The sequence below is a fragment of the Gelidibacter gilvus genome, assembly GCF_004115975.1.
Classification (GTDB): Bacteria; Bacteroidota; Bacteroidia; order Flavobacteriales; family Flavobacteriaceae; genus Gelidibacter; species Gelidibacter gilvus.
In genome coordinates this window covers 1-16,483 of the sequence record NZ_SDDZ01000015.1, presented here as the reverse complement: position 1 = coordinate 16,483, position 16,483 = coordinate 1, and the positions used below count along the sequence as shown (strand labels likewise).

15 protein-coding genes are annotated in these 16,483 nt (G+C 37.7%); 5 read left to right on the top strand and 10 right to left on the bottom strand.

The window, feature by feature from the left end:
- Nucleotides 1-132 precede the first annotated feature (132 nt).
- Nucleotides 133-1,056 (top strand): mechanosensitive ion channel family protein, encoded by a 924-nt coding sequence (locus ESZ48_RS16755; protein WP_129018655.1) that lies wholly within the window; start codon nucleotides 133-135, stop codon nucleotides 1,054-1,056.
- Nucleotides 1,057-1,117: 61 nt separating this feature from the next.
- Here ESZ48_RS16755 and ESZ48_RS16750 read toward each other — a convergent pair whose 3' ends face one another.
- The 3 genes from ESZ48_RS16750 to ESZ48_RS16740 form a co-directional block, all read right to left on the bottom strand.
- Entirely contained in the window at nucleotides 1,118-1,882 is a 765-nt protein-coding gene (locus ESZ48_RS16750; RefSeq protein ID WP_129018654.1) for a CDP-alcohol phosphatidyltransferase family protein, read from the bottom strand.
- 210 nt (nucleotides 1,883-2,092) lie between these two features.
- Nucleotides 2,093-2,830, bottom strand: a complete 738-nt coding sequence (locus ESZ48_RS16745; protein WP_129018653.1) for a YqjF family protein — start codon at nucleotides 2,828-2,830, stop codon at nucleotides 2,093-2,095.
- On the bottom strand, nucleotides 2,817-3,263 hold the full coding sequence (locus ESZ48_RS16740) for a GNAT family N-acetyltransferase (protein ID WP_129018652.1): 447 nt from the start codon (nucleotides 3,261-3,263) through the stop codon (nucleotides 2,817-2,819). Before ESZ48_RS16740 ends, ESZ48_RS16745 begins: the two co-directional genes overlap by 14 nt.
- Nucleotides 3,264-3,581: 318 nt before the next feature.
- On the opposite strand from ESZ48_RS16740, the gene ESZ48_RS16735 reads away from it, so the two are divergent.
- Complete coding sequence (locus tag ESZ48_RS16735; protein WP_129018651.1) at nucleotides 3,582-4,001, top strand: hypothetical protein; 420 nt, start codon at nucleotides 3,582-3,584, stop codon at nucleotides 3,999-4,001.
- Between the two features lie 83 nt (nucleotides 4,002-4,084).
- Here ESZ48_RS16735 and ESZ48_RS16730 read toward each other — a convergent pair whose 3' ends face one another.
- The 5 genes from ESZ48_RS16730 to ESZ48_RS16710 all read right to left on the bottom strand — a co-directional run bounded on the left by ESZ48_RS16730 (nucleotide 4,085) and on the right by ESZ48_RS16710 (nucleotide 10,366).
- Nucleotides 4,085-5,377 (bottom strand): erythromycin esterase family protein, encoded by a 1,293-nt coding sequence (locus tag ESZ48_RS16730; protein ID WP_190246290.1) that lies wholly within the window; start codon nucleotides 5,375-5,377, stop codon nucleotides 4,085-4,087.
- Nucleotides 5,378-5,545: 168 nt separating this feature from the next.
- Nucleotides 5,546-6,442, bottom strand: coding sequence for a bile acid:sodium symporter family protein (locus ESZ48_RS16725; RefSeq protein ID WP_129018649.1), 897 nt, complete (start codon nucleotides 6,440-6,442; stop codon nucleotides 5,546-5,548).
- A gap of 456 nt (nucleotides 6,443-6,898) precedes the next feature.
- A complete protein-coding gene (locus ESZ48_RS16720) occupies nucleotides 6,899-8,383 on the bottom strand; it encodes a M28 family peptidase (protein ID WP_394345731.1) in 1,485 nt (494 codons plus the stop codon).
- A gap of 225 nt (nucleotides 8,384-8,608) precedes the next feature.
- Nucleotides 8,609-9,514: an ExbD/TolR family protein gene (locus ESZ48_RS16715; protein WP_190246289.1), complete on the bottom strand. Its 906-nt coding sequence runs from the start codon at nucleotides 9,512-9,514 to the stop codon at nucleotides 8,609-8,611.
- 162 nt (nucleotides 9,515-9,676) lie between these two features.
- A complete protein-coding gene (locus tag ESZ48_RS16710) occupies nucleotides 9,677-10,366 on the bottom strand; it encodes a hypothetical protein (protein WP_129018646.1) in 690 nt (229 codons plus the stop codon).
- A 254-nt stretch (nucleotides 10,367-10,620) separates the two neighbouring features.
- Between ESZ48_RS16710 and ESZ48_RS16705 the strand changes: the two genes are divergently transcribed.
- Nucleotides 10,621-11,499 carry a tyrosine-type recombinase/integrase gene (locus ESZ48_RS16705; protein WP_223266491.1) on the top strand — a complete coding sequence of 293 codons (879 nt, stop codon included), beginning with the start codon at nucleotides 10,621-10,623 and terminating at the stop codon, nucleotides 11,497-11,499.
- 2 nt (nucleotides 11,500-11,501) lie between these two features.
- Nucleotides 11,502-12,635, top strand: coding sequence for an IS91 family transposase (locus ESZ48_RS16700; protein WP_129018644.1), 1,134 nt, complete (start codon nucleotides 11,502-11,504; stop codon nucleotides 12,633-12,635).
- A gap of 286 nt (nucleotides 12,636-12,921) precedes the next feature.
- Here ESZ48_RS16700 and ESZ48_RS16695 read toward each other — a convergent pair whose 3' ends face one another.
- A complete protein-coding gene (locus tag ESZ48_RS16695) occupies nucleotides 12,922-13,680 on the bottom strand; it encodes a carboxypeptidase-like regulatory domain-containing protein (protein ID WP_129018643.1) in 759 nt (252 codons plus the stop codon).
- Between the two features lie 264 nt (nucleotides 13,681-13,944).
- Entirely contained in the window at nucleotides 13,945-14,898 is a 954-nt protein-coding gene (locus tag ESZ48_RS16690) for a Fic family protein (protein ID WP_129018708.1), read from the bottom strand.
- Nucleotides 14,899-15,217: 319 nt separating this feature from the next.
- On the opposite strand from ESZ48_RS16690, the gene ESZ48_RS16685 reads away from it, so the two are divergent.
- Nucleotides 15,218-16,210, top strand: coding sequence for an IS110 family RNA-guided transposase (locus ESZ48_RS16685; protein WP_129018642.1), 993 nt, complete (start codon nucleotides 15,218-15,220; stop codon nucleotides 16,208-16,210).
- The last annotated feature ends 273 nt before the right edge of the window (nucleotides 16,211-16,483 follow it).

Below are 16,483 nucleotides of genomic sequence, written 5' to 3'. Positions count from 1 at the left end.
TTTAAACCTTTATAAAATCTTATCTTCAAAAAAGACACTGTTTTTGGAAGAACCGCCGGAGAATTTTCGGATGGAAAGGCAGTGTTAATTTAAATAGAAGTATTAATTTCACCTGTCAAAGAAAAAATTTATATGAAAATTCAGAAAGACAAACCTTGGATTGTAATTTATTCGGTCATGGCACTAATGTTCATTGTCTTGCACTATTTGTTAGAACTGAAGATTTTTGAGCCATGGGCAGAGTACATTCCGGTTTTCAAAAAGTTGAGCATCAGCCTGTTTTTGATATCATTGATTCTTCTGATAAGTAAAATTATTTCAAGAATTGTTGATAGCCAAAACTACCTCGAAGGCAATCGCTATAATTTATTGCGAATCATAAGATTTCTTACCATTGTATTGAATCTTATTGTCGTTGTGGCTTTTTTATTTCAGAATATCTATGCGGCAGCGGTTAGTTTTGGTTTAATTTCTCTGGTTTTAGGTTTCGCGTTACAGGCGCCTATTGCTTCATTTATAGCTTGGGTCTATTTGATTTTTCGTCGCTCTTATTTGGTGGGTGATCGTATTCAGATCAACGGACTCCGTGGTGATGTGGTGGAGATCAGTTATCTGGATACTTCAATTTTGGAATGTAGCGGCGATTATTTAGGAAATGATCGCTCAAGTGGACGCGTCATCCGGTTTCCTAACAGTCTGATTTTAAGAGAAGAAATAATTAATTATTCAGGGCCGCAAGTTCCATTTATATGGAATGAAACTGCGATTCAGGTGGCCTATACCAGCGACTTACAATTTGTGGAAGATTGCCTGTTAGAAGCTACCAGAGCAGATTTTAAAGAACGCTATCCACAGCCTCAGACCTACAACAATGAGCAATGGGATCCAGCCGTCTATTTTAGGATCAACACATTTGCGTGGATGGAGGCCGTGATTTCTTATCCTGTAGAACCACAAGATACTACGGGGCGTCGTAACCGAATTTTGAGAGCGGCATTACCAATGTTAAATGCTGCACCGGATAAGGTTAGGTTTCCTGAAGGTGCGTTACGCTAAAACCAGTTTGTTTTTAAATGCATTTTCTTCGTCTTAAAATGACCAAGAATTGTCTGTTCAATTAAAACAATGCCTTTCTTATAGCTATAAAAACAAAGACCATAAGGGTATAGGCTAAAAAGAACGGCAAAATAATATCTTTTAGACCCAATACGAGCATGGTAGCAATGATGAGTAATTGGAACCCCAACCCAAAGGTTGAGACGGCGGTCATAAACCAATTGGGGAATGTTTTTGCTTTCTTGGCATTTCCATCTAAAAGATAAATGCACTTATCAAAAGCACCATAAAGAAGTTTATACAACCCGAAAAGTATATTTACATGGTTTTGTTTTTCACCTTCCATGGCTTTAGGTGTTTTGTTTTCAAACACACGACTCGTGGTATCGCCATCAAATTTATTTCTTAAAATCACATGGTAATAGTTGTAAAGCGTGCCTTGTAATTGCAAACCTAAAAATGCCAAAACACAAACCCAAAGCTGTGAGTTGCTAATTAACCAAATAGAAATGAAAATTAAGGCATTTAATAAAATGTCTGCTACAGAATCTAAATAGCGACCTGTATAAGATGGCGTTTCCTTTACACGGGCCAATTCGCCGTCGACAGCGTCCAAAATGGACTTAAGAATTAAAAAGAATGCTGCTAACCAGTAATGGCCTACAAGAACACAATAGACAGCCAAAAGTCCGGAAATTATAAAAGCAAGCGTCACGTGAATTGGTGTAAAAATAGTATTCTTTAAGGCGTTTGCAATAATTCTTGCAATAGGTCTTCCGTAGTCTGAAAGATCAAGAAAGTTATGTTCTTTGGGTAATTTAGACATGCAATAACATCGAGAGCTTTATTGTGGAATAACACTAGGTAATAGTGCAAAGATAAGGTTAAAATAGCCCATGTTGACGCGTTTTAGAATGGAATTAAAGTGACAGCTCTACAGCTTTCTGTTCATGGTAAATAATTTCCGTTCCTATTCTGAATATTCGATCTGCTATTTAAAATCAAAACAGTAATATTGTTCAGTTGCCTGACCATTCTAAGTTTTGTAGTCCGTCTTTGGTGTTGCAAGCTTTCCCCAAGCAATTACTTTTACACCTTTGGAGTATTGGATGCTATGAGGTTTGCCTTTGATGAGTTGGTTAAATCGCGGGTAATTAATTTCTAACTTTTTCAATTCTATCGTGTTAATTGGCCATTCCAAATGGTGAATTTCAAATTCATTGATCGACTTTTCTGTATCTTGAAACAGAGCATATCGTTCTGTCAGCCAGATTTCCAATGCCGTTTTCTTGGTGATGGCATTCCCAATCGAAAACTGAATATCCAAGGTGTCATTAAAATGGGTGTTAGTGGATATGTATCGGTTTTCAGTGCGGTTGATTTTTGAAAATCGATATGGAAGTTGCGATATACTTTTAGCAACTTTACAGGATAATTTTTTACCGCCTTCCATGCTAAGAAAATAGACCCCAGTTTTATGGTTTGATTTTACATACGTACGGATATTAATTTCATCAAAATCTGAGATTGGTGGAAAGGAAGGTAGGTTTTTAGGCCTTATCTTTTCCATTGTAAATGCCACTACTGAAATCCAAGGTTTTCCTTCAAAAAGATCAATTTCTAATTCATGTGGCACAAAATCTTTCAAGTCGTTCAAATCCACTTGCCAGTTAAGGAAGATGGCATTGTTCCACTCTTGATAAAATTTCCAGGGTTGTGCTGGCATTTTCCAAGGTCTGTGTTCGGTTGTATCTATGAGTTCACGAATGGTCATTTCTTATTTTCATTTGATAGAGGTGAAAATCCTTGGCCCAAAAATCCTGTTCCACTTTTTCAAGTTCAAACCCAAATTTGGCATAAAACTTATAGGCGTGTTGACTTGTTCTGACCATTACGATGTCAATATCTTGATTTTTGCTCAAAAGGTTCAGTCTGTATTGGATTAATGTTCTTCCGATTCCTTTTCCATGCGATTTAAGGTCAATAATATCCCAGGAAATCCGAGCCAATTTTTCTTCTGGAAGATAGTTAATACCTCCAGCTCCGATAATCTCGGAGTTTTCCTCAAAAATAAAATAGTCCTCCAATTCATGAGTAAGATAGTTTTCAAGATATTGCTCTTCTGAAGGATCAAAATACTTCGGCGTATTTCGTCTGAGTAAATCGATGACCTTAATTTTATCTTTTTGTGAATAGCGTCTAATCATGCGATAGATTAAGAGGATTTTTAAAATGGCTGTATTTATTATAAATCGATGTTTTATGAAAATGACCTAATTTAATGAGTTTTGGATCATTTAAAATCATATTTTATTATTTTTTAAAACCATAAAAATGTATTTTCGTTTGTCTTAAATTATTTTGAATGTCAGAAGCCAAGTTTAAACCCCTCATAAATGCTAGTGCAGAAGCATATGAAATTCCACAATTTCAATGTAAAACTAATACTTACGGAATGGCTCTAACAGAACAATCTGGCACTAAATACACTTTTTCTCAAATCAATTCTTAGACCTGACTCCTGTATGAAACAACTATTTAACCTCACTTCCATTGGTCTGATTGCTGGCTTTGTGCTGATATTGATATTGAAAATTGTGATGGTCCTTACCGGTAATACGGCCTATGTGCTATTATTTAATTTTGATTATATTCCTGTAGTTAACGACTTGAAACCGGTTTGGTTATTTGGACAGGTTTTTCATTATTTAACCTGTATTATCAGCGTCATTGCACTTTTTTATATTTTAAAAACTTGGACAATGCAGAAGGCGATATGGCCTTATATTCTGGTTTATACCTTAGGTGGTGGCGCACTATTTTTTCTAACGGCATTGTCTGAACAACCTCCAGCAGCAAATGATATTATGGCCTGGATTTACTGGACTGTCGCCCATGCGATATTTGGTTATACTGTTGGAGCAATGGTGAAAAAATGGATGTAATGAAAACACGAAGTTGAATAATTGTTTGTTCAACATTCACTGTTACTGCATTCTCAACAGAGTTAAGAAGGCTCAAAATAGTTCTACTTTTTCAAAACACGCAAAGCGCTGGTTTTTTTAAAAAAGAACAAAGCATCGTAGCGCAATGGGATTATGGTGGGCACAAACTGTCGGCTATCTCCCCGCGGATTATAGACCACGCCCACAGCTCTATTGCCAAGTGCCTTTAGGTTTTTTTCCTTGCGATCCTCTTCATCAAAAATCAGATAAAAACGATCCTGATCAACTTGATTCAATATGTATTCAATACTATTGGGAATGGCCGGTGGAATGGTCATTTCCTTCATGGGAGCACCCCATCTGGAGCCTGCCATTACTTTCCCTTCATAAGTGGTAAAGCCAATCAAGAAAACATTGGCATCACCCAATCCTTCTCGGGTGAGCTGACCAATATTTTTCTGGCCGGCGTTTCGCATGCTTGTGTACTCCGCATCGCCAATATGGGTATTGTGTGCCCAGACAATTCCCTTGGAGTTCTCACCGTAAAGATTCAATAAATCATTGACGGTGCCATGCATGTGATGGACCCGCGAATTCCATGAACTAGGTCCTGTTGAAGCGACACTTTCTCTATAAAATTCTTCAGCATTCTGCACGACGATGGTGTTTTGTAAAAGATAAAAATAAGTATCATCGGAAAGTCCCGATAACTTACTCCGATTGGATCTGATATACTCTACCACATTTCTTGTAGCCGTTGTACAGGCATCTTTGCCAGCGTTAACGGCATGAGCATAGCTCCAGCTATCTCCCTTATGCGGATCGAAACATTTATATTGGTCTTTTACATAAGCGTAGGCAGTCTGATCTGTTGTTTTGAGTAAATCCAAAACCACTTTTTTGGAATTCCATTCGTCATAGACATCCATCCCGTAAAATCCTACTTTCTTATGTTGAGGTAATTTGTCATTATGATTGCGGAGCCATTCCGCCAAGGCCACAACCTCTTCGTTGGCCCACATCCAGGTTGGCCATCTATGGAGCTTTAGCAAAACCTCTTTGGCAGAATTTGCCGCACCATCCAGATTTTTGACATAGAGATTGAGATGGTATAAACTCGCAAAATCACCTTCTACGGCAATAAAATTAAAGTCTTGCTCAGATATCAGCCGTCTGCTGATCTTATCCCGCCATAAGTAGTATTCGTGGGTGCCATGACTAGCTTCTCCCAACAATACCAATTCCTTATCGGCAGCTGCGGAAATGAGTCTGTCCAAGCTCGTATCTCCTTCAAGAGGAATTGCTTTTTGTTTCATATTTTGTGCTGAAGAAAGCATAGTGCCAAATAATAATATAAATCCTAAAAAATAGTTCATGAGTAATTGATTCATAAGAGAATCAAGATAACCATTATTCGTGTGTTTATCAAGTAATTGATAACTCATTCGCAGGTCATTGGCGATTAAAAGCGTAAAATCTCATCTAGAAAATCTATACGTCGTTATACTTCGAGATGTGTCAGTAAGGTAGAAACAACTATTAAATTATTTGCGACTTTGTTGGGCGGTATATTCTTCTTCAGTTCTATTTCCGAAGAACCACATGAGGATGCCACCAGTTATAAACATCCATATGGCGTATGCTGCTGTTGGAATGCTCATTTCAAAATTGTTTAATATTGAGGTGGCAATAACAATGGCCAGGGTTCCGTTTTGTATGCCGCTCTCTACGGTGATGGAAATGGCACTCTTTAAATTCAATTTAAATAATCGAGCCGTTAGATACCCCAATCCCATAGTTAAGATATTTAATAGTAAAGTAGGCAGTCCTACTTCTTTCATTGCTTTACCCAGAATATTATAATTTGCAGCTAACACAGCAATAAAGACGATGATGAAAATTACTGTAGACGCAGTTCGCATTGGTTTTTCCATTCGTCTGGCAAAGTCTGGTTTCAATCTGCGAATGAACATGCCTATTGAAATTGGAAGAATAGTGATTCCCATTATTTGAATGATCGTATTTAATATGGGGAGTTTGATTGTGGCACCGGTTTCAGTGCCGAAATAGTCTAATGCATATGACAAAATGAAAGGAATTGTAAAAACACATATAATACTTGAGATAGCAGTTAAGGTCACTGATAATGCAATGTTGCCTCTACAAACCTGTGATATTAAATTGCTGGTTGCACCTCCGGGACAAGTTGCCAGAATCATTAATCCTACGGCCATAACAGGATGTAAATTAAAAGCTATGGCTAAGGAAAAACCAATAATTGGCAAAAAAACAAGTTGATTGGTAAGACCAATTAAAATGGCTTTAGGTTTTTTTAAGATTCTACTGAAATCGGAAAGGATTAAAGTCATTCCCATGCCAAGCATAATAATGGCAAGAGATATGGGTAAAAATATGTTGCTTATGATTTCAGCTATTGTCATAGGTAGATTAATTAGTCATTCATCTTGGCCATTCGCGTTATGGGTAACGTTTGTCTTTAAGGATAATTTTGCGCACAAGAGGCTAACATACTAAAAATAGAATGAATTAGTGAAAATTCTGACTTCCCGCGCTCTTGGCCATGGCCGATTTTTTAATGAGGATATGTCAAGACTTAAATCGTGTGTTAAAATTTGGTTATTAATTTTCTTTTAATTTTTTAGTGCTACGAAACAAACCTTGATCTCAAAAAGCCAATGTTTTTTGCTGATATAGACGACTGGTATTTACTGCATGATTTTTACATACAAAACCAGTAAGCCTGAAAAATAGAATGATCCTACCTCATATCTGCCGCACATTTCAGCATGGCAGAAAAGTAGACAGATCAGATGTGGGTTTTATTAAAAAACGACTTGCTGTTTCATCTAATGTAGTGATGCAATGGTTTTTAGGAATTAATTTTTAATTGCTTTTACTTGATAAAGGTCTTTGGAAGCCTCTTCATATTTATCACCTTCATTCCATACAGGTGTTTGTTTGTCATTTGCTATATTACGACCTGCCAGCACGTAAGCTTGAAAGAATTTTAGCAAATAGTCATAATCTAAAGTATCAGCCTCGTCTCCTGGTTGGTGGTAATATTTGGTAACGTCACCATCAAAAGAAGTAAAGCCTAGAGAGAATGTAGGCGCAGGAATTCCTTTTTTTGCAAAATTAACGTTATCACTTCTATCAAATAAGCCTTGTTCTTTGGCGGGATCTTCAATTGCTTTTAATCCGAAGGCTTGAGCGGCCTTAATGATATTAGCTTCGGCAGACGTTCTGGTCAGTCCTATAACAGATATCACGGAAGTATCGTTATAACCTGCATTGTCACTATTAAAGCAATACACCATTTGGTTTAAAGGCAATACTGGGTTTTCAACATAATAACTACTTCCTAAAAGACCTTTTTCTTCTCCAGTAAAGAGAATAAATAATGCAGAGCGTTTTGTCGGATATTTGGCTAAGTTTTTGGCCATGCTCAACACTGTAGTTGTGCCAACGGCATTGTCTCTAGCGCCGTTATAAATGGAGTCTCCAATTGCGTCTGGTTCACCAATACCAACATGATCATAATGTGCAGAATAAATAATGTATTCATTTTTAAGCTTTGCATCGGTGCCTTCAACGATACCAATAACATTTTGTGAGATCACCGTTTCCTCTTGTTTTTCGCCAATAGCAATGGCTGAACTGATTTTTTTGGCGGCACTAAATTGGTCAGCCATTTTTCCTTCTTTATCTAAAACCCAAACATAGGCGATATCATTATTGCCACTTTTATCAGTATCCTCTAAATCAACGCTCAGGGTTGGTCCATTAAAATTATGTCCAATAGAACTCCACATACCGTCGTCAACTTTTAACAACTCAATAATAGCAGTGACGCCGTGGTCTTTGGCTAATTTCTCTTTGGTGCGACGCAATGTAAATGCGGCTCTACCTTCGGTAGTTTCAGGACTTCCAGCCTTTACAATAACAACTTTGCCTTTTACATCCTTTCCTTTATAATCATCAGTTAAACCATAATTTAAAAATATGGCGTCTTCGTATGATGCCATTGAAATAGCATTTATAATGACGTAATCAGTAATGGCTTGGTCATTTATTACTATGGATACATCCTTTGGAGGGGATTTGCGTTTAAGTTTTACCTCTTGATAATAGGTTCCTGTTTTTGGGTTAGGTTGTACACCATAACTACGAAAGCTATTGGCCAAATATGAAGCTGCAATTTTGAGTTCAGGAGAACCCGTTTCTCGTCCTTTTAAAAGATCGTCAGCCAAAAAATAAATATGACCTTCAATTTCAGATTTGCTAATGGTTTCTGATACTTTTTCAATTTCGGTTTGTGCAGTTAAGGTGAAAATGCATCCAAGCGCTAGTAATAATGCCAATTTTTTCATTTTAATAGTTTAATGTTAGTTATTGTTTTATACTGTTTTACCCTTACGACCAATGTTTTATCCAATTGATACTCAGATTTCATTGAGCGGGTAGACAACTAATTTAGTAAAAACAAACCGAATAGAAAATCAGACCTGTCAAGCATCTGGACGTGGAAGGTTTTATAAGTAGGCTAGGATTGAGCAGTTGTTTTTATACAGTTTTATTCAACATGTTTATTCTATAAGGTTCTGCGGATAGATTTTCTTAACTTCCGCTAGCTGCTCTTGAGTAAGATGATCTAATTCTGTTTTATAGTTTTCTTTTGAAAATTGTTCCCTTAACGATCGTATTTCTCCAACAATTATGTTCTGGATTTCAATGTAAGTTTTATACATTGTTTGTCGGTCATTTTTCAAAGAGATGACTGATTCAGATTTATTTTCAGACACATAATCTCGAATTGTTTTTCTAAGTTCCTTATGAGTGACTTTTTGGTTATTTGCGAAAACCTGACTTTCTCCGTCAAGATATATATTTAGTGCTTTGGTGACGTCATAGTCTATAATGTCTTCTTTTGACTCTGGTAATTGTCTTTTTATTCCATCGGCATTGATCATACTGATGACGTCAAATAAGGAAAACATATTCATTTTATAATAATCCAATTCAAAGTCATTTTCATTGAGAACAGATAAAATTCCGATGGCAACTTGTGATGGGGTTAATTCTCCGGTATTTTTAAGGGAATCTAAAACTGCATTTAATTTGGTTTCCTTTGTCAGGTCGATATTTGCGTTCTTCCTTAATTCAGTTTGACAAGTTTTGTAAGATTCATTTTGGGGCAATCCAATCTCACGAATATTATCGAAAAAGGATTCGGATGGATTATAGTCAAAGTCATCATCAACTACAATCTTTTCAAGAATAGATCTATAGCTTTTTCCAGATTGGTCTTTCAATATTTTTTGACCAATCAGTAATTGCTCGAAATCTGTAATCGCTTTTTTGAACTCTGTTCCATGGTCATCGTAGTTTTCATAAATACAGTTCATTAACCTTATTTCAATTCGCTCATTTTGTCCTTTACAAGACATTATGCACAATCCAAAAGTTATTATGGTGTATATGAGTTTTTTCATAAGATGCCTAAAGTTTAATGACATGAGTTGTGGCGATTGCCTGCCAGGAAGTGTGTGAAACAGGCTTTGGAAAATCCGTCCTGCAACGCTTTTGGCGTTGAGGATTTTCCAAGTAGGCGAGAACAAGCCATTGCTTATACACGGCTTAGCACACGTATTTTATTACTGATTATTTGCAAATTCTTGTACTAATTGACAATCGAACAATAAATGATTCATTAAATCTTTTAAAAATTTGTCCACACTTTGCTCAAAAGGCATTTCGTAAATTTCCATTGTTTTTTCGGCAAACTCGGCAGATGTGGTTGAGACAATCGTATTAAAACTTTCCATAGTTAATTTATCAGTTCCAAATTCAGCAAGTTTTTCACATGATTTATTTGAAACAGACTCAATCAAGTCACGTTTTTTCTTCTGTTTTTTCCTTTCTTTTTTGGATAAAGATTTTAACAAGTCGATATTAATTTCTGCAATTAAGCTTTGGCTTAAATAATTTTTTTGTTCAGTTGTTAATTCGTTTTGTCGCAGATAAAGTCCACCAGCATCACAATTTCGTAAAGCGATAACTTTGGTCAAATTATTTTCCACTCCAATTCGACCAATTATTTTTGCGATGTCGTTTTGATTTATTAGGTCGTCAATATTATTGACAATAATAATTCCTTCGCTGAATTCAAAGCTTTCTTCTCCGTATTTCTTTTGCGAATAAATTAATTTATAATCAACTTGTGGTTTGGATTCGAGTTCTGTTTGTATTTTTTTAAATCCAGTTTCGCAATCCAAATCCACCAAATTTTGAGCAGATATTATTGTGGATAGAAGGCAACTTAAAATGAATATAGATTTTCTCAATGTGTTTCGTTTATATGTGTGCTAACGTTTATGTGTAAGAATAGTCGCGGTGGCAAACACCTAAAATAATAAAAATTGACCGAGCCTGTGGAAATTCCGAAGGAATTCCCAAGTAGGCGAGAACTAGCAATTATTTGTACGCGGTGTTGAACTAAACCTAAAGGTAGCTTCTCATGACTGTTAGATCACGATTCACTACCTTTAGGATAGGATTAATCTAATACTCAATATTATGAAAAAAAAATGACACCCTTATCCAAAGGGCCTGTATTTCAGTTCCGGAATTCGCAACCCTCTACCAAAAATTAAAGCGTTCCGTTGAGCTCGCCGGCAAGAGCCAGAGTACCCTTACCAACTATGCCCGCTGTCTTGCTCACCTTGCACTCCATTTTAACTGTAGTCCACTTGACCTAGATGAGGAACAGATCTTGGATTATCTACACTTTTTAAAGTCACAGCACAAGACTCCATCCGACAGTTTTTTCAAGCACACCGTTTATGGACTTCGCTATGCCTATCGTGTCTTTGGGATGAAAGAAATGCGAGTGGTTCTTCCTTCCATTGAACGCCCCAAGACACTCCCCGTGGTATTGAACCAAAGGGAGATAAAACAACTGTTGAAGACCCCTAAATTGCTCAAGCACCGCTTGGTCCTGGCCATGCTCTATGGCTGTGGTCTCCGCAATTTTGAACTGCGCAACCTACAGCGGAAGGACTTGGATTTTGACAGGATGATGCTGCACGTGCGCCAGGGGAAAGGGCGCAAGGATCGGTATGTTCCCCTTTCCAAAATGCAGGTCCGTGGCCTACAGAGATACTTCCTGGCAGAAAACCCGTATACGTGGTGTTTTACGGGCAATGACAAATCGGGCATACCGTGCCGGATCTCTTCCCAGGGCGTGCAGTGGATCGTGCGCGAGGCCCGCAAGCACAGTGGCATCCAAAAGGAGATTACCGCCCATATCCTGCGGCACAGCTATGCCACCCATTTACTGGAAATGGGTCTGGACATTATGAGCGTGAAGGACCTTTTGGGACACGCGGATATCCAGACCACCCTAATCTACCTGCATGTGGCACAATCGGGTAGGCAAAAGCCGTTCAGTCCGCTGGACAGGCTTTATGGCCAATAGGGATGTCCATCCCTGTCCATGAAGTAGCCCATATCTTGGAGCGAAACAGGGAACACCTTGCCGATCATTGTGCCAACAGTTGGCAAGTTCGCACCCTGCATGCCCTACGCAAGTGCCGCACCGCGGCCCTTGGCGGTCACATTGATCGTTGCAATAATCCTGCCTGTCATAAGCTCCATCTTAGCTACAACAGTTGCCGCAACCGTCATTGCCCCAAGTGCCAGGGCCATAAAAAGGAGGAATGGATCCGGGCAAGGGAGGCCGATCTGTTGGAGGTTCCGTATTTCCATGTGGTCTTTACCATGCCCACGGAGCTGAACCGGTTATGTCTGTACGAACCAAAGTTGGTGTACGGTCTTTTGTTCAAAACAGCTTGGGGCATTATCCGGGATTTTGGTGGCAATCCCAAGTTTTTGGGTGGCCAGATGGGAATGATCGCTATCCTGCACACTTGGGGGCAGAACCTTTCGCTGCACCCACACCTGCACTGTATAGTTCCTGGGGGTGGCATTGCCAGATCGGGCAAATGGAAACCTACCAGGAGTAAGGGAAAGTATCTGTTCCCAGTAAAGGCAATGAGTCAGGTCTTCAGGGCCCGATTTGTGGCCGGATTGCGCAAAGAACTGGGGAAGCAGCAACCTCCCTCTTTTTACCAAAGCCTGTTCCAACATCATTGGGTGGTCTATTGCAAGCGTCCATTTTATGGACCCTCGCAGGTAGTGGAATACTTGGGCCGCTATACCCATAAGATCGCCATCAGCAACCATCGGATAAAAAGCCACGGAGATGGAAACGTACGGTTCATGGTAAAGGACTATCGGCACGGGGGCAAGAAATCTGTGCTCGGGCTGCCCGATGCTGAGTTTATCAGACGGTTCGCACTACATATCCTGCCCAAGGGATTTACACGGATCAGGCATTATGGTATTTTGAGCAGTTATTACAAAAGAACTATGATCCCACAGCTCCAGAAAGACCTGGGAATGCCAAAACTTGCGGAGACAGGGCCATTGATGCACCGAAAGTGTCCAATATGCAAAAAAGGAAACCTTGTTACCGTTGCGACTTTTACCGCTCGGGGACCACCAGAGCACTGGCTGGAGCAGATCAATAATCAGATGAAAACACCAACATAAAGAAGCGCAAGTCACGCGCAATAGGATATCTATGGACAAAAATGAAGAAAACTGAGTGAAAAACGTTGAAAAACAGGGAAGAGGAACTGAAAGTCTATCTTGTACTTCTAATCTGCAATAGTAAAGCAGTCAAATACTCCCAAGCAGGAAAAACCAACCCTTAAAAACCCATCTTAAATCCAATCAATCCCCATAGTAGGCAAACCGACCAACATCGGTTCAGTCAACACGGCATTCATGTTGGGTCGTACCGACCACACGAATGCTTAGTTATTGGCAACAGTATTTATTCGGTTACTATTTTGAAATATTTCATATTATGTGTAATTGATTCTCCAATTTCTACTTTCTCTCCATTGTATGTTGCTCGTCCATTTTCGCAAAGGTTTTTACTGACTTTTAAAATTAAATTATATCCACCTTTTTTTTTATTTTTTTCAATAATTTTCCCGGTTATTAGACAGCCAAAATCAGTTCCATTTGTATATGCTGACCAAGTTTGAGTCGGAACTTTTATAATATCTCCGATTTTCAGTTCTTTAAATTTTGTCTTAATCTTTTTCTTGGTCAATTTATGTTGTCGGCGAATTTCGTCAAGTTCTGGGAAGTTAGGTTCAAACTTTCGGCTAACACAGGGCTTTTCTGTTATGAAAAGTCCTTTTCGGAATGCTTGAGAGTGTAATTCGGTGAGTTTTTTAAATTCTTTTTCGCGAAGTCTGTCAACTTTTTTAGGTGACATAAAATCGTAGGTAGAAGCCAAAAAAAGTATTATTTCTATATTTTCACATTTCTTTGGAACTGTAATTTTTGCCCATTCATAACCAACTCCAGCAAAAATTAATGTATCCGTTTCTTTTTGTAATTCAATTTGGAAATATCCTTTCAAGTCAGACTGTCCGATTTGGATTGTGTCTTTGTCGAATATTGTAATTCCTATGGCACTTTCCGAAAATTGGTCGATAGTTTTTCCGCTAAAATTCCGTTGTCCAAATGCGGAAAAAATGTAAAAAAAGAATGATATGAAAAATGTTATTTTAAATCTCAATGTTTTCGGTTTTCATATTGTTGCCAACGGTTTTGTGTAAGAATAGCTGCGTGGGATAAACACCTAAAATAACAAAAATTGAACGAGCCTGTGGAAATTCCGTCCTGCAACGCTTTTGGCGTTTAGGAATTTCCAAGTAGGCGAGAACCAAGCAATTATTTTTACACGGCTTAAGTTTGATTTTTAATAAATCAGTTAACTTTAAGCATTAATCAGAAAGAACAAAAGAGCGGAGTAAGGTTACTATACACGGCTTGTGCCCAGTTATTTTAGACGATAAATTGTTTTATTCTTTTCTCCAATTTTGTCAAATAAATTTAATTCCACGCCTTTCTTTAAATCTCGACTTGCCGTAGCTGAAGATATATCTTTAAAAATTACCATATAGTCTTTTCTGTTAAATTCAATTTTATTCATTGATACGAAATATTCTAATCTGTCTTCCTCATTTAATGTTCTGTTATTGAAATTCAAAAGTTCACTAATAGAAGTGTTAATAACGTTAAGCATATATTCTATGAACTTTGTAGACTGTCCAGATTTATCACTTTCAGATAATGCTTTATAATATTTCTCTTGATCATTGCTAATTAGCGTTTCAAAAGGTAAAAACTCAAAAAGAGGATATTTCTCCATCAATATTAAGGTTTGCCATAACCTTCCCATTCTGCCATTTCCATCAATAAATGGATGGATAAACTCCATTTCGTAATGAAAAACACAACTTTTTATTAGCTCTATTTCATCCCCTTTTTTTAGGTATTCAAATAGATCTTTCATTAAAAACGGAACATTATTAAAAGGTGGAGCCATATGTTCTACTTTTGAACCTTTTACAATTCCAACCCCTTGTTTCCTATACTTTCCTGGGTTTTCAATTAATCCATTCATTAACTTTAAATGAGCTTTCAGAAATGATTGTTCGTTGTCTGGATCGTATTTACCTAAGTTCTCATAAATCTCAATGGCGTTAAGCACTTCAACAACATCCTTTTTGGGACCGATTACTCTTTTGTTCTCCAAAAGTGCCGTAATTTGTTCTTCGGTTAAATGATTTCCCTCGATTTTCAAAGAGGAATGAATAGTTTTTATGCGATTTTGTTTTCTTAATTTTGGAGAAGGTCTATTTAAAAAGTTGGCATTAACCTCCCCGATTTTTTCTGAAATGGAAGTGATTAACCTTAATATTTCGGGTGTTATTTCGTATGGTGGCTTCATTCTTGATACTATCATTTGATACTATCAAAGATACAAATCAAATAGCTGGTTTTTTGGAATTATTACGAATTTTTTAATTGGGCACAACGTTACCTTTAATTTATCTCTTAATTAAGTAGTTATTACTTTTACTAAGAGACAAGAGGAGAACTAAAACGTTTATTAGAATTTATAGATCCTCTACACGTATCAGTCCTCTTGTCTTTCTTAGGTTGCTATAGGACCATTTGGAATACCAGGAATCACTTCCTATTAAAGGTGATAGTCACTGCAACATTTATTAATCATTCCTTTATGAGAAGGAATAAAATTTAAAAATATGAATAATTATGTAGATGTTATCGGTATCGATGTATCTAAATTAACAATCGATGCACAAATTCACGTTAGGGCAGTACACCGAGTGTTTTCGAATACTCCCAAAGGTTATAGAGCACTTTTGTCTTGGGTAGAAACATATCTAGAAGAACAAGTCTATTTTTTCTGTTTTGAAAATACAGGGCATTACTCCACAAACCTTAGTGTTTATCTGTCAGAAAACGATATAGATTATGTTGAAGAAAGTCCCTTGGCGATTAAAAGATCAGCAGGAATCGTCAGGGGAAAAACAGATAAACTTGATTCAGCTATGATTGCGAGATATGCCTGGCTGTATAAAGAAGAACTTGTTTTAAGCAGTCCAAAAGAACAGGACATCCAAGAGCTGGGACGCCTGTTGTCCTTTAGGGATCAGCTGGTAAGGGATCGTACAGGTAAAATGAGCAGTCTCAAAGAAATACTGAACCTGCTCAGTAGTCCATCGACTGATGACTGCTGCAGGATCATCAAAAAGACGATTCATTATCTCACAAAACAAATTGTGGCACTAGAGGATCACATTAAAAAACTTATGGAGAAAGAGGAGTCGTTACAGAGGAATTATGAGCTCTTAAACACTTTAAAGGGAGTTGGACTAATACTGTCCTGCCAAATCCTATATCACACGGGCAACTTTAAACGTTTTGACAATTGGCGACAGTTTTCAAGTTATTGTGGCGTTGCACCTTTTGAACACAGTTCTGGGACCAGTATCCATCGAAAAAACAGAATTCATCATATAGGCGACAGGAAAATGAAAACACTGTTAACACTTGCCAGTGTTAGTGCCATACAATACGACAGAGAACTAAACCAATATTATAAGAAAAAAGTTGCAGAGGGAAAACCGAAAATGGTGGCCTTAAATAACGTAAGGAATAAGATTATATCAAGAGCTTTTGCAGTGGTAAGAAGAGGAACACCGTATGTAGAGCTCCAAAGATTTGTAGCTTAAAAACAATTAATGATTTATTAGGAATTCATCTTGGAGTTTATGTGTATGGACCGTTGCGTGTGAAAGCACGAACCATTAAAGATACAAAACTACGCTGGAAAATTCCCAAGAATTTTCCAGAAGAGCACAGACCCAGCAATGGTTTATACACGGTGTGTGTGCCCAGTATGGGCATCTTTACCTTACTGCAAAGTAAGATATTAATTTAGAGGGTGCAAGTCCCTCATGCGCTGGAGTAACGTCTGGAAGCATTAGTAAGTCGCAAGGGTGGTA

Bases quoted from the DNA above. Each gene is read 5' to 3' on its own strand.
- ESZ48_RS16755 (WP_129018655.1), top strand. From the start codon at position 133: ATGAAAATTCAGAAAGACAAACCTTGGATTGTAATTTATTCGGTCATG.
- ESZ48_RS16750 (WP_129018654.1), bottom strand. From the start codon at position 1,882: ATGTCTAAATTACCCAAAGAACATAACTTTCTTGATCTTTCAGACTAC.
- ESZ48_RS16745 (WP_129018653.1), bottom strand. From the start codon at position 2,830: ATGACCATTCGTGAACTCATAGATACAACCGAACACAGACCTTGGAAA.
- ESZ48_RS16740 (WP_129018652.1), bottom strand. From the start codon at position 3,263: ATGATTAGACGCTATTCACAAAAAGATAAAATTAAGGTCATCGATTTA.
- ESZ48_RS16735 (WP_129018651.1), top strand. From the start codon at position 3,582: ATGAAACAACTATTTAACCTCACTTCCATTGGTCTGATTGCTGGCTTT.
- ESZ48_RS16730 (WP_190246290.1), bottom strand. From the start codon at position 5,377: ATGAACTATTTTTTAGGATTTATATTATTATTTGGCACTATGCTTTCT.
- ESZ48_RS16725 (WP_129018649.1), bottom strand. From the start codon at position 6,442: ATGACAATAGCTGAAATCATAAGCAACATATTTTTACCCATATCTCTT.
- ESZ48_RS16715 (WP_190246289.1), bottom strand. From the start codon at position 9,514: ATGAAAAAACTCATATACACCATAATAACTTTTGGATTGTGCATAATG.
- ESZ48_RS16700 (WP_129018644.1), top strand. From the start codon at position 11,502: ATGTCCATCCCTGTCCATGAAGTAGCCCATATCTTGGAGCGAAACAGG.
- ESZ48_RS16690 (WP_129018708.1), bottom strand. From the start codon at position 14,898: ATGAAGCCACCATACGAAATAACACCCGAAATATTAAGGTTAATCACT.
- ESZ48_RS16685 (WP_129018642.1), top strand. From the start codon at position 15,218: ATGAATAATTATGTAGATGTTATCGGTATCGATGTATCTAAATTAACA.